15 protein-coding genes and 1 tRNA gene are annotated in these 16,931 nt (G+C 63.7%); 14 read left to right on the top strand and 2 right to left on the bottom strand.

Annotated features, from left to right (window positions below):
* Window positions 1-5 precede the first annotated feature (5 nt).
* Window positions 6-1,679: an electron transfer flavoprotein-ubiquinone oxidoreductase gene (locus AB4Y35_RS34670; RefSeq protein ID WP_368686284.1), complete on the bottom strand. Its 1,674-nt coding sequence runs from the start codon at window positions 1,677-1,679 to the stop codon at window positions 6-8.
* Between the two features lie 176 nt (window positions 1,680-1,855).
* On the opposite strand from AB4Y35_RS34670, the gene AB4Y35_RS34665 reads away from it, so the two are divergent.
* Both AB4Y35_RS34665 and AB4Y35_RS34660 read left to right on the top strand, forming a co-directional pair.
* On the top strand, window positions 1,856-2,635 hold the full coding sequence (locus AB4Y35_RS34665; protein ID WP_028204260.1) for an SDR family oxidoreductase: 780 nt from the start codon (window positions 1,856-1,858) through the stop codon (window positions 2,633-2,635).
* Between the two features lie 64 nt (window positions 2,636-2,699).
* Window positions 2,700-3,140, top strand: a complete 441-nt coding sequence (locus AB4Y35_RS34660) for a thioesterase family protein (RefSeq protein ID WP_028204259.1) — start codon at window positions 2,700-2,702, stop codon at window positions 3,138-3,140.
* A 47-nt stretch (window positions 3,141-3,187) separates the two neighbouring features.
* Here AB4Y35_RS34660 and AB4Y35_RS34655 read toward each other — a convergent pair whose 3' ends face one another.
* A complete protein-coding gene (locus AB4Y35_RS34655; protein WP_324160093.1) occupies window positions 3,188-3,760 on the bottom strand; it encodes a LuxR C-terminal-related transcriptional regulator in 573 nt (190 codons plus the stop codon).
* Between the two features lie 257 nt (window positions 3,761-4,017).
* On the opposite strand from AB4Y35_RS34655, the gene AB4Y35_RS34650 reads away from it, so the two are divergent.
* The 12 genes from AB4Y35_RS34650 to pheT all read left to right on the top strand — a co-directional run bounded on the left by AB4Y35_RS34650 (window position 4,018) and on the right by pheT (window position 16,848).
* Entirely contained in the window at window positions 4,018-4,737 is a 720-nt protein-coding gene (locus tag AB4Y35_RS34650) for a CoA transferase subunit A (protein ID WP_368707938.1), read from the top strand.
* 15 nt (window positions 4,738-4,752) lie between these two features.
* On the top strand, window positions 4,753-5,394 hold the full coding sequence (locus AB4Y35_RS34645; RefSeq protein ID WP_324141618.1) for a CoA transferase subunit B: 642 nt from the start codon (window positions 4,753-4,755) through the stop codon (window positions 5,392-5,394).
* Window positions 5,395-5,564: 170 nt separating this feature from the next.
* Window positions 5,565-6,458, top strand: a complete 894-nt coding sequence (locus AB4Y35_RS34640) for an alpha/beta fold hydrolase (protein WP_368707937.1) — start codon at window positions 5,565-5,567, stop codon at window positions 6,456-6,458.
* Window positions 6,459-6,553: 95 nt separating this feature from the next.
* Window positions 6,554-6,907, top strand: coding sequence for a RidA family protein (locus AB4Y35_RS34635; RefSeq protein WP_028216802.1), 354 nt, complete (start codon window positions 6,554-6,556; stop codon window positions 6,905-6,907).
* A 78-nt stretch (window positions 6,908-6,985) separates the two neighbouring features.
* Window positions 6,986-9,235 carry a bifunctional (p)ppGpp synthetase/guanosine-3',5'-bis(diphosphate) 3'-pyrophosphohydrolase gene (locus tag AB4Y35_RS34630; RefSeq protein ID WP_368707936.1) on the top strand — a complete coding sequence of 750 codons (2,250 nt, stop codon included), beginning with the start codon at window positions 6,986-6,988 and terminating at the stop codon, window positions 9,233-9,235.
* 87 nt (window positions 9,236-9,322) lie between these two features.
* Window positions 9,323-9,399 (top strand) — tRNA-Val (locus tag AB4Y35_RS34625).
* 289 nt (window positions 9,400-9,688) lie between these two features.
* Entirely contained in the window at window positions 9,689-11,596 is a 1,908-nt protein-coding gene (gene thrS / locus AB4Y35_RS34620; RefSeq protein ID WP_368707935.1) for a threonine--tRNA ligase, read from the top strand.
* Between the two features lie 50 nt (window positions 11,597-11,646).
* Entirely contained in the window at window positions 11,647-12,168 is a 522-nt protein-coding gene (gene infC, locus AB4Y35_RS34615) for a translation initiation factor IF-3 (protein ID WP_342923698.1), read from the top strand.
* A gap of 289 nt (window positions 12,169-12,457) precedes the next feature.
* Window positions 12,458-12,655: a 50S ribosomal protein L35 gene (rpmI, locus tag AB4Y35_RS34610; RefSeq protein WP_004191477.1), complete on the top strand. Its 198-nt coding sequence runs from the start codon at window positions 12,458-12,460 to the stop codon at window positions 12,653-12,655.
* A gap of 30 nt (window positions 12,656-12,685) precedes the next feature.
* Window positions 12,686-13,045, top strand: coding sequence for a 50S ribosomal protein L20 (rplT, locus tag AB4Y35_RS34605; RefSeq protein ID WP_004192938.1), 360 nt, complete (start codon window positions 12,686-12,688; stop codon window positions 13,043-13,045).
* A 223-nt stretch (window positions 13,046-13,268) separates the two neighbouring features.
* The gene (gene pheS, locus AB4Y35_RS34600; protein ID WP_368686277.1) at window positions 13,269-14,282 is read left to right on the top strand and encodes a phenylalanine--tRNA ligase subunit alpha; all 1,014 of its coding nucleotides are present in this window, start codon (window positions 13,269-13,271) and stop codon (window positions 14,280-14,282) included.
* A 109-nt stretch (window positions 14,283-14,391) separates the two neighbouring features.
* Window positions 14,392-16,848 carry a phenylalanine--tRNA ligase subunit beta gene (gene pheT, locus AB4Y35_RS34595; protein ID WP_368707934.1) on the top strand — a complete coding sequence of 819 codons (2,457 nt, stop codon included), beginning with the start codon at window positions 14,392-14,394 and terminating at the stop codon, window positions 16,846-16,848.
* Window positions 16,849-16,931 lie beyond the last annotated feature (83 nt).

Here is a 16,931-nt window from a genome sequence, read left to right as displayed (position 1 = left end):
CGGACTTACATGTTCGGATAGTTCGGACCGCCGCCGCCTTCCGGCGTGACCCACACGATGTTCTGCGTCGGGTCCTTGATGTCGCAGGTCTTGCAGTGCACGCAGTTCTGCGCGTTGATCTGCAGGCGGTCGCTGCCGTCGTCGTTCTTCATGAACTCGTACACCGCGGCCGGGCAGAAGCGCGCTTCGGGACCCGCGTAGGTGCGCAGGTTCACGTTCACGGGCACGCTCGCGTCCTTGAGTGTGAGGTGCGCCGGCTGGTTCTCTTCGTGATTCGTGTTCGAGATGAACACCGAAGACAGACGATCGAACGTGAGCTTGCCGTCGGGTTTCGGATACTCGATCGGCTTGCACTGCGAAGCCGGTTTCAGCATCTCGTGGTCGCGATGCTGGTGATGCAGCGTCCAGGGCACATTGCCGCCGAGCAGCTTCTGCTCGATGCCCACCATCAGCGTGCCCAGGTACAGGCCCTTGCTCATCCACTGCTTGAAGTTGCGCGCCTTGTACAGCTCCGTGTGGAGCCACGACTGCTTGAACGCTTCCGGGTAGGCCGCGAGTTCGTCGCTCTGGCGGCCCGCCTGCACGGCTTCGAACGCCGCATCGGCTGCCAGCATGCCGGTCTTGATCGCCGCGTGGCTGCCCTTGATGCGCGAAGCATTGAGGAAGCCCGCATCGTCGCCCACGAGCGCGCCGCCCGGGAACACGAGCTTGGGCAGCGACATCAGGCCGCCCGCCGTGATCGCGCGCGCGCCATACGACACGCGCTTGCCGCCTTCCAGGTACTTGCGGATTTCCGGGTGCGTCTTGTAGCGCTGGAATTCCTCGAACGGCGAGAGGTACGGATTCTGGTACGCGAGACCCACGACAAAGCCCACCATCACCTGGTTGTTGTCGATGTGGTACAGGAACGAGCCGCCGTAGGTATCCGACTCCAGCGGCCAGCCGGCGGTGTGGATCACGAGACCGGGCTGGTGCTTCGAGGGATCGATCTCCCACAGTTCCTTGATGCCGATGCCGTAGACCTGCGGGTCCGAATCCTTGCCGAGCTTGAACTTCTCGTTCAGTTGACGGCCCAGATGCCCGCGGCAGCCTTCGCAGAACAGCGTGTACTTCGCGTGCAGCTCCATGCCGAGCTGGAAGTTCTCGGTGGGCTCGCCGTCCTTGCCGACCCCCATGTTGCCGGTGGCGACGCCCTTGACCGACCCGTCGTCGTTGTAGAGCACTTCGGCAGCGGGGAAGCCGGGGAAGATTTCCACGCCCAGCGCCTCGGCCTGCTGGCCCAGCCAGCGCGTGACGTTCGCGAGGCTGATGACGTAGTTGCCGTGGTTCTTGAAGTTGTCGGGGAGTGCCCAGTTCGGCACAGCCTTAGCCCCCGTTTCGGAAAGAAAAAGGAACTTGTCCTCGGTCACGGGCACGTTCAGCGGTGCGCCTTGTTCCTTCCAGTCCGGGATCAGCTCGTTCAGGGCACGCGGATCCATGACCGCGCCCGAGAGGATATGCGCCCCGATTTCCGAGCCTTTCTCCAGCACGCAGACGCCGATTTCAGTGCCTTTTTCCGCGGCCAGCTGCTTCAGGCGGATCGCGGCGGACAGCCCGGCGGGGCCGCCACCAACGATCACCACGTCGTATTCCATCGACTCGCGTGGACCGTATTGCTCTAAAAGACTTGCGGGGGTCATCAATGCTCCTCTTGCCATTAGAATGCTTTTTTCGGGTTCGTATTGTCGGGTAACGTTCCCCGTGCCGCAACCCAACAGGCTAACATTAGCACGACCGTTCTATTCTGTGGCGTCAGATTTGGCGGGCCGACCCCGCCGCGTTCTGGCGCTTATTTACTTCTGAACAGGAACCGGAAATGGGCCGTTCGATCAATCTGGAAGGCAAGGTCGCGATGATCACGGGGGCCTCCAGCGGGCTCGGCAAGCGTTTCGCGCAGGTGCTCTCGCAGGCGGGTGCAAAGGTCGTGCTGGCGAGCCGTCGTGTGGAGCGGCTCAAGGAACTGCGCGCCGAAATCGAGGCGAGCGGGGGCGCCGCGCACGTCGTTTCGCTCGACGTGACCGACTACCAGAGCATTCGCTCGGCGGTCGCGCACGCGGAAACCGAGGCGGGGACCATCGACATCCTCGTCAACAACTCGGGCGTCTCCACGACGCAAAAGCTCGCCGACGTCACGCCCGCCGACTTCGAATACGTGTTCGACACCAACACGCGCGGCGCCTTCTTCGTGGCCCAGGAAGTGGCCAAGCGCATGATCATGCGCGGCAACGGCGGCGGCCCGAAGCCGGCCTACCGCATCATCAATATCGCTTCGGTGGCGGGTCTGCGGGTGCTGCCCCAAATCGGCCTGTACGCGATCAGCAAGGCCGCGGTCGTCCATATGACGAAGGCGATGGCGCTTGAGTGGGGCCGCCACGGCATTAACGTGAACGCGATCTGCCCGGGCTACATCGACACGGAGATCAACCACCACCACTGGTCGACCGAGCAGGGGCAAAAGCTCGTTTCGATGCTGCCGCGCCACCGCGTCGGCAAACCCGAAGACCTCGACGGCCTGCTGCTGCTGCTTGCCGCCGACGAGTCGTCGTTCATCAACGGTTCGATCATCACCGCCGACGACGGCTTCGGGCTCACCTGAACTGAGGCGAGTCCGGCCGCCCGCCGGCATTCTGTTTTTCGCAACAACACGAAGTTGAAGTGCAATGAGTGACTACCACCCCGTATTTGAAATGACCATGCCGATCCGTTGGGGCGACATGGACGCGTTCGGCCATGTGAACAACACGGTCTATTTCCGCTACATGGAGCAGGTGCGGATTTCCTGGTTCGAGCATCTGGGCGTGGCCGCGGAGAGCGGCGACGGACAGGGCCCCGTGATCGTCAATGCTTCGATGGAATTCCTCAAGCAGCTGCATTACCCCGGCGACATCGTCTGCACGATGACGGTCGGCCAGCCCGGCCGCAGCAGCTTCGACACCGGTTTCGAACTGCGCCGCGCCGACGAGCCGGACACGCTCTACGCACGCGGGAACGCACGCTGCGTGTGGATCGACTACGCGGCAGGCAAATCGGTGCCGATTCCCGACATGCTGCGCGCCACCATCGAGCATGCGGGGCTGGTCAAGTCCGACCGGGTAGGCTGAGCGCCCCGATGTCGCGCGCTGCCCGGCAGTGCGCGGCCTTGGCGCCCTTACTGGCCGAGCAGCCGCTGCAGCAGTTCGGTGGCGTTGCCGGTGTCGTACTTGCGCATGAGGCGCGCGCGATAGACATCCACGGTGCGCGGGCTGATCTCGAGAATGCGCCCGATCTGCTTGCTGGTCTTGCCGGTCACGAGCTGCGCGGCGATCTCGCGCTCGCGCGGCGTGAGTTCGATGGCCACGCGCCGCGTCGCGCTCAGGTCTTCAAACGTCCAGACGCCCGCCGCGTGCGGCTCGGCGCGATCGAGCGAGCGCCCCGTGACGTGACACCAGAAGAGTTCGCCGTTGGCGCGCTTCATGATGCGGTCGTCGGCGTAGCTGCCTTGCGCCGTCATGATCGGCGGGATGCGTGCGCCGATGCGCTCGAACTCGTCCGCGGAAGGGTAGAGCACCTGGAACGACTGGCCGATCAGCGCCTCGCGTGCGCAGCCGAAGATGGCGGCGACCTGGTCGTTGCAATCGACGATGGTGCGCTCGCGCGCCAGCACGAGGCCGATGGGCGCAAGATGGAACGCGGTCTGGTAGTCGAGAGCGGAGCGTTCGACGGATTGGATGGAAGCAGCCATGGCGGACGGTGCGGGTATTGCTTTATGTAGTTTTGCGTATTGTGCCGCAACAGGGGGCCAGCGTACGCTTTGCACCCATCGGAGGGGCAGTTTTCGAGGCTCGCGCGGCTCGTTTGGGCCAGTGCGCGCTACCCGGGCGGGCTGCCGGCTTCACGGCAACGCCGCCGGGGCATGACTAGAATTGAACATCCGGACGCGCCAGACGTCCGCGCGACAAACCGGATTGGCGGATTTCCATTCGAGGAAGGGACACACTGATGAACAAGGTCTATAAAAGCGCGGCTGCCGCGCTCGAGGGCATCGTCAAGGACGGCCAGACATTCGCGGTTGGCGGTTTTGGGCTGTGCGGCATTCCCGAAGCCCTGATCGCCGCATTGCGCGATACGGGCGTGAAGGGCATCACCTGCATCAGCAACAACGCGGGCGTGGACGGCTTCGGCCTCGGCCTGCTGCTGGAGACGCGCCAGATCAAGAAAATGATCTCGTCCTACGTGGGCGAGAACAAGGAATTCGAGCGCCAGTATCTGTCGGGCGAACTCGAACTCGAATTCACGCCGCAAGGCACGCTGGCTGAAAAGCTGCGCGCGGGCGGCGCCGGCATCCCGGCGTTCTTCACGAATACCGGCTTCGGCACGCTGATCGCCGAAGGCAAGGAAACGCGCCAGTTCGGCGACAAGCACTACGTGCTCGAGCATTCGCTCACGGCGGATGTCGCGCTCGTGAAGGCATGGAAGGCCGACAAGTCGGGCAACCTGGTCTTCCGCCGCACGGCGCGCAACTTCAACCCGATGTGCGCGATGGCGGGCAAGATCACCGTGGCGGAAGTGGAAGAGATCGTCGAGAACGGCGCACTGGATCCGGACGCCATCCATACGCCGGGCATCTTCGTGCAGCGCATCGTGCTCAACGCGCACCCGGAAAAGCGCATCGAACAACGCACCGTGCGCGCCGCAGCTGGCAAACCCGCGGGCAACTGAGGAAGGAGACCGACCATGGCATGGAATCGTGACGAAATGGCCGCGCGCGCGGCGAAGGAACTGCAGGACGGCTTCTACGTGAACCTCGGCATCGGGCTGCCGACGCTCGTGGCCAACCACGTGCCCGCGGGCATGGAAGTGTGGCTGCAGTCGGAAAACGGCCTGCTCGGCATCGGCCCGTTCCCGACCGAGGACGAAGTGGACGCCGACATGATCAACGCCGGGAAGCAGACCGTGACGACGCTGGCGGGTTCGTCGATTTTCTCGTCCGCGGACTCGTTCGCGATGATTCGCGGCGGCCACATCAACCTGGCGATCCTCGGCGCGATGCAGGTGAGCGAGAAGGGCGACCTGGCCAACTGGATGATCCCCGGCAAGATGATCAAGGGCATGGGCGGCGCGATGGACCTCGTGGCCGGCGTCGGCCGCGTGGTCGTGCTGATGGAGCACGTCGCGAAGGGCGACCAGCACAAGATCCTCGAAGCCTGCACGCTGCCGCTGACGGGCGTGGGCGTGGTCGATCTCATCATCACCGACCTCGGCGTGATGGAAGTGAGCGACGCGGGGCTGAAGGTGACCGAACTCGCACCGGGCGTGACGGTCGACGAGATCAAGGCGAAGACCGGCGCGCCGCTCGATGTGAGCGCCGTGGGCTGAACGTCGTAGCGTCAGCACGATTTGCGGCGGGCGAGACTTCGGTCTCGCCCGTTGCGTTTTTGCGCACGGCTTGCGCGTGGTTCGCGGGCGGCTTGAGCGGCGATGCCGGGCGGCAAAGCCGTTTACAATCGCCCGAAAGCCTTGATGCGCCTTCGAGCGAGGATTCCGCGATGACCGAATCGACCGCAGTGCCGCGCCGGCAATACGTCCAGTGCCTCAGTCCCGCGGGCCTGCACCGCATCGCGTACACCGAGTGGGGCGACCCCGCCAACCCGCGCGTGCTCGTGTGCGTGCACGGACTCACGCGCTCGGGGCGCGACTTCGACCGCTTCGCCGCCGCGATGGCCGACCAGTATCGCGTCGTGTGCCCGGACGTAGCCGGACGGGGCCTGTCATCGTGGCTGCTCGACCCGCGCGGCTATGGCGTCGCGCAGTACGTGGCGGACATGGTCACGTTGATCGCGCGCACCGGCGTGGAGAAGGTGGACTGGTTCGGCACCTCGATGGGCGGCCTGATCGGCATGGCGCTCGCGGGACTGCCGGGCGCGCCCATTGGCCGCATGCTGCTCAACGACGTCGGGCCGCATATCGAACCCGCGTCGCTCACGCGCATCGGCGAGTATGTCGGCCAAGGCGGATCGTTCGCCACGCTCCAGGCAGGCATCGACAATGCGGCGCTTCTCGCGGCCTCGTTCGGCCCGCTGAGTGCCGATGAATGGCGCGAGATCAATACGCCGTTGCTGCATGAAGTGGAAGGCACGTGGCGCTACCGGTACGACCCGCGCATTGCGGAGCCCTTCAAGTCGCTCACGCCCGAGCAGAACGAGGAGGGCGAGAAGTTCCTGTGGCGCTCGCTCGCCGCGTTCGAAGGGCCTGTGCTCGTCGTGCGCGGCGCGCTTTCGGACCTGCTTTCGCGCGAAACCGTCGAGAAGATGGTCGCGACCGGGCGCCAGGTAGCGAGCGTCGAAATCGAGGGCGTCGGGCACGCGCCTGCGTTCCTCGCGCCCGACCAGATCGCGATCGCGCGCCGTTTCTTCGACGGCGAGGCCCTTCGCGCGTCATAATATGAGATTGGCCGGCATATTCCGGCGTGCGCCGATGCGCGCTGGATCGCAACGGCCCGGAAGTCGACCGTTTTTCACTTCTCAACAGGAATTTTATGGCAGTCATTCGTCACCACGTTGGCCCGCGTCTCTCGGAAACCGCCATCCACAACGGCACCGTCTACCTGGCTGGCCAGATCGCCGAAGACACGAAGCAGGACATCGGCGGCCAGATGCGCGAAGTGCTCGGCCACATCGACCGCCTGCTGGGTGAGGCGAACAGCGACAAGTCGCTGCTGCTCTCGGTGCAGATCTATATCGCCGACATGAAGGATTTCCCCGGCATGAACGCCGAGTGGGACAAGTGGGTCGCGCAAGGCGCGACGCCGCCGCGTGCGACGGTCGAAGCGAAGCTCGCGAATCCGGAATGCCTCGTCGAGATCGTCGTGGTGGCTGCGCAGCGCGATTGAGCGCGAGTCGTTCAGTCGGCGCAGCTGGTTTGATCCTTTTCGTTGTCGCCCGTCCGGCAAGCCGGCGGGCATCGCCTCATGAGTAGCGACACCGTTCCTCCCGCCCCCGCGGTTTCCGCCGATACCGGCGCGCTGCCGTCGCTCGACGACGCGCTTGCGTTCGTGCGCGAGCACGCCGGTGACGCACGTCTTTCCACGGGCGAGCCGCTCATCGAGCATGCGCAGGGCACGGCATTCATCATGAGCCGGCTCAACGTCGATCCGCCTGCGGTGCTCGCCGCTGCGCTCTTCAATCTCGCGCCGCATCTCGACGATCCGGAAGGCGCGCTCGAAGCGCGCTTCGGCGCGGAAGTCGCGAAGCTCGTGTTCGACGTGCGCAAGCTGTTGCGGCTTGGCACCGTGAGCCTGCGCGCGGCGCAGCAGGCCGTGCCCGAAGGAGGCCGCGAAGGACGCGACGCCCAGGCGGCACGTCGCGCGCAGGTCGAGTCGCTGCGCAAGATGCTGCTGGCGTTCGCGCAGGACATCCGCGTCGTGCTAATCCGGCTCGCGTCGCGTCTGCAGTCGCTGCGCTTTTATGCGGCGGCGAAGATCAAGCCGGCGCCCGGGATCGCGCACGAGACGCTCGAGATCTACGCGCCGCTCGCCAACCGGCTCGGCATCTGGCAACTGAAGTGGGAGCTCGAAGACCTCGCGTTCCGCTTCCAGGAGCCCGACACCTACAAGCGCATCGCGAAGCTGCTCGACGAAAAGCGCGTGGAGCGCGAGAGCTACGTGTCCGAGGCGATCGCGCGGCTGCAGAGCGAGCTTGCGGCGGCGCATATCCAGGCCGAGGTGAGCGGGCGGCCCAAGCACATCTACAGCATCTGGAAGAAGATGCGCGGCAAGGAGATCGACTTCTCCGAGCTCTACGACGTGCGCGCGTTCCGCGTGATCGTGCCCGACATCAAGGATTGCTACACGGTGCTCGGCATCGTGCACAACCTCTGGCAGCCGGTGCCGAGGGAATTCGACGACTATATTTCGCGGCCCAAGCCCAATGGTTATCGGTCGCTGCACACGGTCGTGATCGGCGACGACGGCCGCGCGTTCGAAGTGCAGATCCGCACGCAGGAGATGCATCAGTTCGCCGAATACGGCGTGGCCGCGCACTGGCGCTACAAGGAAGCCGGGGCGAAGGGCTATGGCGGGCAGTTCAGCGCGAGCAGCAGCTACGACGAGAAGATCGCGTGGCTGCGCCAGCTGCTCGCCTGGAAGGACGATGTGTCGGATGGGCGCCAGCCGTGGGAGCAGCTGCGCCAGGCCACGCTCGACGACGACCACATCTACGTCCTCACGCCCCAGGCGCGCGTGATCGCGCTGCCGCAGGGCGCAACGCCGCTCGACTTCGCCTATCACCTGCACAGCGAACTGGGCCATCGCTGCCGCGGCGCGCGCGTGGACGGCGCGATGGTGCCGCTCAACACCCAGCTGCGCAACGGCCAGACGGTCGAGATCGTCTCGGTAAAAGAGGGCGGCCCGTCGCGCGACTGGCTCAATCCGCAGCTCGGTTATCTGCATAGCCCGCGTGCGCGCCAGAAGGTGCGTGCATGGTTCAACGCGATCGAGGCGCAGGAGAACATCGCCAACGGCCGCGCGATGGTGGAAAAGACGCTGCAGCGCGAGGGCCGCACGTCGGTCAGTCTCGACCAGCTCGCGGCCAAGCTGGGCTTCAAGTCGCCCGACGACCTCTTCAGCGTGGTCGGCAAGGAAGAGTTCAGCCTGCGCAACGTCGAGCACGCGCTGCACGACGCGCCCACAGCCGAGCCCGAAGAGGAGACGCCCGAGCAGCTCACCAAGCGCGCGAGCGGCGCGAACGTCGCGCATGGCGGGTCGTCGGGCGTGCTGGTGGTGGGCGTCGACGCGCTTCTTACGCAGCTCGCGCGCTGTTGCCGGCCCGCGCCGCCCGACGCGATCAGCGGTTTCGTCACGCGCGGCAAGGGCATGTCGATCCATCGCAGCGACTGCCCGACCTTCCGGCGCATGGCCAACCGCGCGCCCGAGCGCGTGCTGCACACCACGTGGTCCGCCGACGTGATGGGCGGGCGCGGCCAGTCGGTCTATCCGGTCGACATCTCGATCGAGGCGACCGACCGCCAGGGTTTGCTGCGCGACATCTCCGAAGTGTTCGCGCGCGAGAAGATGAACGTGATCGGCGTGAAGACGCAGTCTCGCCGCAATGCGGCGTACATGCAGTTCACGGTGGAAGTGTCGAGTTCGGCGCAGATCCAGCGCGCCTGCGTGCTGCTCGGCGAGGTGGGCGGGGTGCAGCGGGCGTCGCGCAGGGGCTGAAGCGGCCACACGAGGCAGCCAAAGATTGCCGCGCTGCAAAAAAATGCTTGCCAAGTCTGCGGCCACTTCATATAATCTCTCTTCTTCAGGCTCGTAGCTCAGCTGGTTAGAGCACCACCTTGACATGGTGGGGGTCGTTGGTTCGAGTCCAATCGAGCCTACCAACGAAATCGAGATCCTGGCTTTGCCGGGGCTCAAGGCAGTAAATGCACACAGCGCGCTGCGCCTGCAAAGGAAGCGCCATAAGGCGAATACGGTTATGACACCGCGAACGTTTACCGAAACTACTTCGGAGCGACGCTAGTCGAGGACCTCTTTCGCCTCTGTAGGCAGGTTTGAAAAGTGAATGCGGCCCCTCGAAAGCGGGGCCGCATTTTTTTTCGCTGTGAAGTTTTCCGCAGTCTGTTCCCACGAACAATACGATGTGCCTGCCTGGCACTTCTGGAGAAAAACATGGTTGCGATACGTCTGCCCGACGGTTCGGTTCGACAGTACGATCATCCCGTCACGGTCGCCGAAGTGGCGGCTTCGATTGGCCCCGGCCTCGCCAAGGCGGCGCTCGGCGGCAAGCTCGACGGCGAACTGGTCGATACGTCGACGCTGATCGATCACGACGCATCGCTCGCCATCGTCACGGACAAGGACGCCGACGGCCTCGACATCATCCGTCACTCGACGGCGCACTTGCTCGCCTATGCGGTGAAGGAGCTGTACCCGGAAGCGCAGGTCACGATCGGGCCGGTCATCGACAACGGTTTCTACTACGACTTCGCCTACAACCGTCCCTTCACGCCCGAAGATCTCGAGAAGATCGAAAAGCGCATGCAGGAACTCTCGAAGAAGGACGAGCCGGTGTCGCGCCGCGTCGTCACGCGCGGCGAAGCCGTGGACTACTTCAAGAGCATCGGCGAGAAGTACAAGGCCGAGATCATCGAGTCGATTCCGGGCGCCGAGGAAATCAAGCTGTACTCGCACGGCGGCTTCACGGACCTGTGCCGCGGCCCGCACGTGCCGTCCACGGGCAAGCTCAAGGTCTTCAAGCTCATGAAGGTCGCGGGCGCCTACTGGCGCGGCGACTCGAAGAACGAGCAGCTGCAGCGCATCTACGGCACGGCCTGGACGAAGAAGGAAGACCAGGATCAGTACCTCCACATGCTCGAAGAGGCCGAAAAGCGCGATCACCGCAAGCTCGGCAAGCAGCTCGACCTGTTCCACATGCAGGACGAGTCGCCGGGTATGGTGTTCTGGCACCCGAAGGGCTGGACGCTCTGGCAGCAGGTCGAGCAGTACATGCGCGGCCGCCTGCGCCTGGCCGGCTACGACGAAATCAAGACGCCGATGATCATGGACCGCTCGCTCTGGGAAGCGTCGGGTCACTGGCAGAACTATCGTGAAAACATGTTCACGACGGAGTCGGAAAAGCGCGACTACGCGATCAAGCCGATGAACTGCCCGGGCCACGTCCAGGTGTTCAACCACGGCCTGCGCTCGTATCGCGATCTGCCCCTGCGTTACGCGGAGTTCGGCTCGTGCCACCGCAACGAGGCGTCGGGCGCGCTGCACGGCCTCATGCGCGTGCGCGGCTTCGTCCAGGACGATGCGCACATCTTCTGTACGGAAGACCAGATCATCAGCGAGTCGATTGCCTTCAACACGCTGGCGATGAGCATCTACAAGGATTTCGGGTTCGATCACATCGACATCAAGCTCTCGCTGCGTCCGGATTCGCGCGCGGGGACGGATGAAACGTGGGATCGCGCCGAGCAGGGCCTGCGCGAGGCGCTCACGGCCTGCGGCCTGCAGTGGGAAGAGCTGCCGGGCGAGGGCGCCTTCTACGGTCCGAAGGTCGAGTACCACATCAAGGACGCGCTCGGCCGCTCGTGGCAGTGCGGTACGCTGCAGCTCGACATGGTCCTGCCGGAGCGCCTTGGCGCCGAGTACGTGGCCGAGGACAACAGCCGCCGCCGCCCGATCATGCTGCACCGGGCCATCCTCGGTTCGATGGAGCGTTTCCTCGGAATTCTGATCGAGCACCATGCCGGCGCGATGCCGCCGTGGCTCGCTCCGGTGCAGGCCGTTGTGATGAATATCGCGGAAAGTCAGGCCGAATATGCCGCGAATCTGGTCCAATCGTTGCAAAAACAAGGGCTTAGAGTGGTGGCCGATTTGCGCAACGAGAAAATTAGCTATAAAATACGCGAGCACACGCTTGAGAAGGTCCCGTACCTGCTTGTCGTCGGCGACAAGGAGCGTGAAGCACAAACGGTAGCCGTGCGTGCCCGTGGCGGCGTCGATCTGGGTGTCATGCCCGTCGATGCCTTTACAGCGCGTCTTGCGGAAGACATCAAGACGTTCAGGTAAGCCACTGCGGCAGCGCGGCTCGTTTTTTTAATTTTTAGAGGAAACGTAACATCGCTACGGATAAGTCGCATCGCATCAACGGTGAAATCACTGCACCCGAGGTGCGTCTCGTCGGAATCGAGAACGAGCCGCTCGGCATCGTAAAGCTGGCCGATGCGTTCCGCATGTCGGAACAGCAGGACGTCGATCTGGTTGAAATTGCCCCGCAGGCCGTGCCTCCCGTGTGCCGCCTGATGGACTACGGCAAGTTCAAGTACCAGGAATCGAAGAAGCAGCACGAGGCCAAGCTCAAGCAGAAGGTCATCCAGGTCAAGGAAGTCAAATTCCGCCCGGGTACCGACGATGGCGATTACAACGTCAAGCTGCGTAATCTCATGCGCTTCCTTGACGATGGCGACAAGACGAAGATCACGTTGCGTTTCCGGGGCCGCGAAATGGCCCACCAGGAAATCGGTATGCGCATGCTCGAGCGCCTGCGCACCGACCTCGAAGAAGTCGGTCAGGTCGAGCAAATGCCGAAGATGGAAGGGCGCCAGATGATCATGGTGCTCTCTCCGAAGAAGAAGAAGTAATTGGCGCGCCGCGCGGTTCGACCTGCGCGGCGGTCAACAGCAGTTTTCAATGCCGCCTTCGGCGCCCAGGCGCGGAAGGCGGCAAGCAGGTTCCGGAACGGCGCCCGCGCGCTGCACGTAAAGTGCGGCAAACGGGCGTTTTTCCTGGAAGCGGCGGCGAGCTTGTTTTAAAAGGCCAGCCAGTCGCCAAAACAAGTGGAGTGGGTTTCGAAGGGCGGAGTCCCGGCAAGGTGTGCGAACACCGCGCCAACCGCACACCCATGTCCATCAAATAATGGAGTTGTCTGTCATGCCGAAGATGAAGACCAAGAAGAGCGCTGCAAAGCGCTTCGTGGTTCGTCCGGGCGGTACCGTCAAGCGCGGTCAAGCCTTCAAGCGTCACATCCTGACCAAGAAGACCACCAAGAACAAGCGTCATCTGCGTGGTGCAACGGCCGTTCATGATTCCGATCTGAACTCCGTGCGCGCAATGCTGCCGTTCGCGTAATCCTCAACCGATAACTCATAGGAGCGAAACATGCCTCGAGTCAAACGTGGGGTTACCGCACGGGCCCGCCACAAGAAGATCATCAACCTGGCCAAGGGTTACCGCGGCCGTCGCAATAACGTCTATCGCATCGCCAAGCAGGCGGTCATGCGCGCAGGCCAGTACGCCTATCGCGATCGCCGCAACAAGAAGCGTGTGTTCCGCGCACTGTGGATCACGCGTATCAACGCGGCGGTGCGTCAGCACGACATGACCTACAGCGTGTTCATCAACGGCCTGAAGAAGGCTTCGATCGAACTCGACCGCAAGGTTCTGGCTGACATGGCTGTGTTCGACAAGGCTGCATTTGCTGCGATCGTCAAGCAGGTGAAGGCCGCCGTCGCTGCCTGATAGCAGGTATTGCGCAGGTTCGTTGCAGCAGACATTCCGGTAGTCTCGGTGATGCTGCAACAAAAACGGGGCTCCTCACCGAGCCCCGTTTTTGTTGGTAATTACGCTTCTTGCGCCGCTTCATGGAGTGTCTTCGCACCGTCATTGCCAGGCGTCATCATGGCGTGCCGTGAGCGCGGAGAGGCTCCAAGTCTCAAACTCTGACGCTGAAAAGATGGGATCAATGGATCTGGACCAGATTGTCGCCGACGCGCAAAGCGCGTTCGCTTGCGCCCCCGACGTCAACACGCTTGAAAACGAAAAGGCCCGCTTTCTCGGCAAGTCCGGCGCGCTGACCGAACTGCTCAAGGGTCTCGGCAAGCTCGACGCGGAAACGCGCAAGACCGAAGGCGCACGCATCAACGCCGTCAAGCAGCAAGTGGAAGCTGCGCTCACCGCGCGCCGCCAGGCGCTCGCGGACGCGCTCCTGAACCAGCGTCTCGCCGCCGAGGCGATCGACGTCACGCTGCCGGGCCGCGGCACGGGCACGGGCAGCCTGCACCCCGTGATGCAGACGTGGGAACGCGTCGAGCGCATTTTCGGCTCGATCGGCTTCGACGTGGCCGACGGTCCCGAGATCGAAACCGACTGGTACAACTTCACCTCGCTCAACAGCCCGGAGAACCATCCGGCGCGCTCCATGCAGGACACGTTCTACGTGGACGGCAAGGACGCCGATGGCCGTCAGCTTTTGTTGCGCACGCACACGAGTCCGATGCAGGTGCGCTACGCGCGCACGCACACGCCGCCCATCAAGGTGATCGTGCCGGGCCGCACCTATCGTGTGGACAGCGACGCCACGCACTCGCCGATGTTCAACCAGGTCGAAGGCCTGTGGATCGAAGAGAACATCAGCTTTGCAGACCTGAAGGGTGTTTACACCGACTTCCTCAAGAAGTTCTTCGAGCGCGACGATATCAAGGTGCGCTTCCGTCCGTCGTACTTCCCGTTCACGGAGCCGTCGGCCGAAATCGACATGATGTTCGAGCAAGGCAAGAACGCCGGCAAGTGGCTCGAGATTTCGGGCTCGGGCCAGGTGCATCCGACCGTGATCCGCAACATGGGCCTCGACCCGGAGCGCTACATCGGCTTTGCGTTCGGCAGCGGCCTCGAACGCCTGACGATGCTGCGCTATGGCGTGCAGGACCTGCGCCTGTTCTTCGAAGGCGATCTGCGCTTTTTGCGTCAGTTCGCCTGAGCGAAGCGACGCATTCGCTTGCAGAGCGCGAGGCGGACGCAGCACCTGAAGAAGGTGCGCGAGCACCCGCCTACGCGACGGTCACAATCTGTCTGGAACGTAAAACCAAATGCTATTCCCCGAATCCTGGCTGAGAAGCTTTGTCGATCCGAAGCTCACGACCGATGAACTGGCCCACGCGCTCACCATGGCCGGCCTCGAGGTCGAAGGCCTGAGCCCGGCGGCGCCCCCCACCACGAAAATTGTCGTAGGGCGCGTGCTAGAAGTCGTGAAGCACCCGGACGCGGACAAGCTCAACGTCACGCAGGTCGATGCCGGCACCGGCGCGACGCTGCAGATCGTGTGCGGGGCGCCCAACGTCGCGCCCGGCATCAAGGTGCCCGTGGCGCTCGTGGGCGCCGAACTGCCGCCCGCCGAAGAAGGCGGCAAGCCTTTCGCGATCAAGCTCTCGAAGCTGCGTGGCGTGGAAAGCCAGGGCATGCTGTGCTCGGCTCGCGAACTGAAGCTCTCGGAAGACCACAGCGGCCTGATGATCCTGCCGGAAGATACGCCGATCGGTCAGGACATCCGCGAAGCGCTCAATCTCGACGACACCATCTTTGAAGTCAAGCTCACGCCGAACAAGGCCGATTGCCTCTCGGTGTACGGCATCGCGCGCGAAACCGCTGCGATCACCGGCGCGCCGCTGCAGGCGCCCGTGTATCCGAAGGTCGAAGTGAAGCTCGATGAAAAGCTGCCCGTAAAAATCTCGGCGCCGGACCTGTGCGGCCGCTTCTCGGGCCGCGTGATCCGCGGCGTGAACGCGCACGCGAAGACGCCGATGTGGATGGTCGAGCGCCTCGAGCGTTCGGGCCAGCGCAGCATCTCGGCGCTCGTCGATATCTCGAACTACGTGATGCTCGAACTCGGCCGCCCGTCGCACGTGTTCGATCTCGACAAGATCCACGGCTCCATGGACGTGCGCTGGGGCAAGCAGGGCGAAACGCTCAAGCTGCTCAACGGCAACACCGTCGAAGTCGATGAAACGGTTGGCGTGATCGCCGACGAGCGCGAGATCGAAAGCCTCGCGGGCATCATGGGCGGCGACAGCACGGCCGTCACGCTCGACACCACCAACATCTATCTCGAAGCCGCATTCTGGTGGCCGGACAGCATTCGTGGCCGCTCGCGCCGCTACAACTTCTCGACCGATGCGGGCCACCGCTTCGAGCGCGGCGTGGACTGGTCGACGACGGTCGAGCACATCGAGCGCATCACGCAGTTGATCCTCGATATCTGCGGCGGCGCTGCCGGCCCGGTCGACGATCAAACCGTGAACGTACCCACGCGCGAAGCGGTGAAGATGCGTGTGGCGCGCGCGAACCGCATCATCGGCGTGAAGATCGGCGCCGACGAGATCGCGCAGATTTTCACGCGCCTCGGTCTCACGTTCACGCGTAGCGTTGACGATGAGGGCGACGAGAGCTTCAGCGTCACGCCGCCGCCGTACCGCTTCGACATCGAGATCGAAGAAGACCTGATCGAAGAAGTTGCGCGGATCTACGGCGTCGAAAAGATTCCGGCGTTGCCGCCGGTGGCGCGCAGCGAAATGCGTGCGACCCACGAAACGCGCCGCTCGATCCACGCGATTCGCCACGCGCTCGCCGCGCGCGACTACGCCGAGACGATCAACTTCAGCTTCGTCGATGCCGAGTGGGAGCAGGACTTCGCCGGCAACGCGAATCCCGTGAAGCTGCTGAATCCGATCGCGAGCCAGCTCTCGGTCATGCGCACGACGCTGTTCGGCAGCCTCATCAACGTGCTGCGCCACAACCTCAACCGCCGCGCGGACCGCGTGCGCGTGTTCGAGGCGGGTCGCGTGTTCCTGCACGATCCGTCGATCAAGGCGAGCGAGTTGACGGTGGAAGGCTTCGCACAACCGAAGATGATCGGCGCGCTCGCGTATGGTCCCGCGCTCGAAGAGCAGTGGGGCGCGCAGACGCGCGGCGTGGACTTCTTCGACGTGAAGGGCGATCTCGAAGCGTTGTTCGCATCGCTCGGCGCCGCGAAGACGCCGCGTTTCGTGAAGGCGGAACACCCCGCGCTGCACCCGGGACGTAGCGCGCGCATCGAAGTCGATGGCCGTGCCGTGGGCTGGATTGGCGAACTGCATCCGCGCTGGATGCAGAAGTACGACCTGCCGCACGCACCGATGCTCTTCGAAGTCGAGGCCGACGCACTGATGGCGCGCGAACTGCCTGCGCCTGGCGAAGTCTCGAAATTCCCGCCGGTCCGCCGTGACATTGCTCTTGTTGTCGATCAAAAGATCGAGGTGCAAGCGTTGCTCGACGAGTTCCAGAAGGGTATGCAAGACGAGCCTTGCCGGATTGTGCAGAGGGTTGCGCTATTCGATGAATTTCGTGCAAAATCAAATACTTCCGGACTTGGCGCGGACGAGAAAAGCCTTGCCTTCCGGGTGACCCTGCAAGATACTGGCGGAACCCTTCAGGACGAGACGGTCGATACGGCCATCAAGTCCCTGGTGGATCGCCTGGCTCGAGTGTATGGCGCCCGGTTGCGCGGATAAGCTCCTCGGCTCTTCACGTACCGACATCGGCTTCCGGTTTGCGAGGTAGCAAGTGAACCCCGCAACCGGCAGCGCGCCATTGC

Origin of the sequence: Paraburkholderia sp. EG286A (assembly GCF_040965375.1) — a bacterium.
In the GTDB taxonomy this organism is placed as follows: domain Bacteria; phylum Pseudomonadota; class Gammaproteobacteria; order Burkholderiales; family Burkholderiaceae; genus Paraburkholderia.
Note: the sequence above shows the minus strand (reverse complement) of the source record. Positions and strands in the feature narration are given on the sequence as shown.

What these genes read in the sequence shown, in the direction of transcription:
- AB4Y35_RS34670 (WP_368686284.1), bottom strand. Translation starts at nt 1,679, where the DNA reads ATGACCCCCGCAAGTCTTTTAGAGCAATACGGTCCACGCGAGTCGATG.
- AB4Y35_RS34665 (WP_028204260.1), top strand. Translation starts at nt 1,856, where the DNA reads ATGGGCCGTTCGATCAATCTGGAAGGCAAGGTCGCGATGATCACGGGG.
- AB4Y35_RS34660 (WP_028204259.1), top strand. Translation starts at nt 2,700, where the DNA reads ATGAGTGACTACCACCCCGTATTTGAAATGACCATGCCGATCCGTTGG.
- AB4Y35_RS34655 (WP_324160093.1), bottom strand. Translation starts at nt 3,760, where the DNA reads ATGGCTGCTTCCATCCAATCCGTCGAACGCTCCGCTCTCGACTACCAG.
- AB4Y35_RS34650 (WP_368707938.1), top strand. Translation starts at nt 4,018, where the DNA reads ATGAACAAGGTCTATAAAAGCGCGGCTGCCGCGCTCGAGGGCATCGTC.
- AB4Y35_RS34645 (WP_324141618.1), top strand. Translation starts at nt 4,753, where the DNA reads ATGGCATGGAATCGTGACGAAATGGCCGCGCGCGCGGCGAAGGAACTG.
- AB4Y35_RS34640 (WP_368707937.1), top strand. Translation starts at nt 5,565, where the DNA reads ATGACCGAATCGACCGCAGTGCCGCGCCGGCAATACGTCCAGTGCCTC.
- AB4Y35_RS34635 (WP_028216802.1), top strand. Translation starts at nt 6,554, where the DNA reads ATGGCAGTCATTCGTCACCACGTTGGCCCGCGTCTCTCGGAAACCGCC.
- AB4Y35_RS34630 (WP_368707936.1), top strand. Translation starts at nt 6,986, where the DNA reads ATGAGTAGCGACACCGTTCCTCCCGCCCCCGCGGTTTCCGCCGATACC.
- thrS (WP_368707935.1), top strand. Translation starts at nt 9,689, where the DNA reads ATGGTTGCGATACGTCTGCCCGACGGTTCGGTTCGACAGTACGATCAT.
- rpmI (WP_004191477.1), top strand. Translation starts at nt 12,458, where the DNA reads ATGCCGAAGATGAAGACCAAGAAGAGCGCTGCAAAGCGCTTCGTGGTT.
- rplT (WP_004192938.1), top strand. Translation starts at nt 12,686, where the DNA reads ATGCCTCGAGTCAAACGTGGGGTTACCGCACGGGCCCGCCACAAGAAG.
- pheS (WP_368686277.1), top strand. Translation starts at nt 13,269, where the DNA reads ATGGATCTGGACCAGATTGTCGCCGACGCGCAAAGCGCGTTCGCTTGC.
- pheT (WP_368707934.1), top strand. Translation starts at nt 14,392, where the DNA reads ATGCTATTCCCCGAATCCTGGCTGAGAAGCTTTGTCGATCCGAAGCTC.